General features: G+C 67.2%; 1 protein-coding gene. It reads right to left on the reverse strand.

The features are described from left to right. Positions 1–1,526: (Fe-S)-binding protein (locus K7G59_RS34310; RefSeq protein WP_225840649.1), on the reverse strand; the 1,526-nt coding region annotated here is incomplete at both ends.

Here is a 1,526-nt window from a genome sequence, read left to right on the forward strand (position 1 = left end):
CGGGGGTCTTGACGGAGTCGAGGAGGAGCTGGGCGACGTCGACGACCTGGATCGACTCCTTGGCCTTGCCCTCGTTCTTCTTGCCGTTGACCGAGTCGGTGAGCATGACGAGGCAGAACGGGCAGGCGGTGGAGACGATGTCGGGGTTCAGCGACAGCGCCTCGTCGACGCGTTCGTTGTTGATGCGCTTGCCGATGCGCTCTTCCATCCACATCCGGGCGCCGCCGGCGCCGCAGCAGAAGCCGCGTTCCTTGTGGCGGTGCATCTCCTCGTTGCGCAGGCCGGGGACCTTGCCGATGATCTCGCGCGGGGGCGTGTAGATCTTGTTGTGGCGGCCCAGGTAGCAGGGGTCGTGGTAGGTGATGATGCCCTCGACCGGGGTGACGGGGATCAGCTTGCCCTCGTCGACCAGGTGCTGGAGCAGCTGGGTGTGGTGGATGACCTCGTAGTCGCCGCCGAGCTGCGGGTACTCGTTGCCGAGCGTGTTGAGGCAGTGCGGGCAGGTGGCGACGATCTTCTTCGCCGACTTCGGCTTCTTCGACTCCGCGGTGACGTTGCCGTCGTCGTCGGTCTCCTCGCCGAAGGCCATGTTCAGCGCGGCGACGTTCTCCATGCCGAGTTCCTGGAAGAGGGGCTCGTTGCCCAGGCGGCGGGCGGAGTCGCCGGTGCACTTCTCGTCGCCGCCCATGATCGCGAACTTCACGCCCGCGATGTGGAGCAGTTCGGCGAAGGCCTTGGTGGTCTTCTTCGCCCGGTCCTCCAGGGCGCCGGCGCAGCCGACCCAGTAGAGGTAGTCGACCTCGGTGAGGTCCTCGATGTCCTTGCCGACGACCGGGACGTCGAAGTCGACCTCCTTGGTCCACTCCAGGCGCTGCTTCTTGGCCAGGCCCCAGGGGTTGCCCTTCTTCTCCAGGTTCTTGAGCATCGTGCCCGCCTCGGACGGGAACGCGGACTCGATCATGACCTGGTAGCGGCGCATGTCGACGATGTGGTCGATGTGCTCGATGTCGACGGGGCACTGCTCGACGCAGGCGCCGCAGGTGGTGCAGGACCACAGGACGTCGGGGTCGATGACGCCGTTCTCCTCGGCGGTGCCGATCAGCGGGCGCTCGGCCTCGGCGAGAGCGGCGGCGGGGACGTCCTTGAGCTGCTCGGCGGAGGCCTTCTCCTCGCCCTCCATGGTCTTGCCGCCGCCGGCCAGCAGGTACGGGGCCTTGGCGTGGGCGTTGTCCCGCAGCGACATGATCAGCAGCTTCGGGGAGAGCGGCTTGCCGGTGTTCCAGGCGGGGCACTGGGACTGGCAGCGTCCGCACTCGGTGCAGGTGGAGAAGTCCAGCAGGCCCTTCCAGGAGAACTGCTCGACCTGGGAGACACCGAAGACGTCGTCCTCACCGGGATCGGCGAAGTCGATCGCCTTGCCGCCCGACGTCATCGGCTGCAGCGCGCCCAGGGCGGACTCGCCCGTGGCGTTGCGCTTGAACCAGATGTTCGGGAAGCCCAGGAACCGGTGCCAGGCCACACCCATG

It is taken from the genome of Streptomyces sp. NK08204 (assembly GCF_020400585.1).
In the GTDB taxonomy this organism is placed as follows: Bacteria; Actinomycetota; Actinomycetes; order Streptomycetales; family Streptomycetaceae; genus Streptomyces.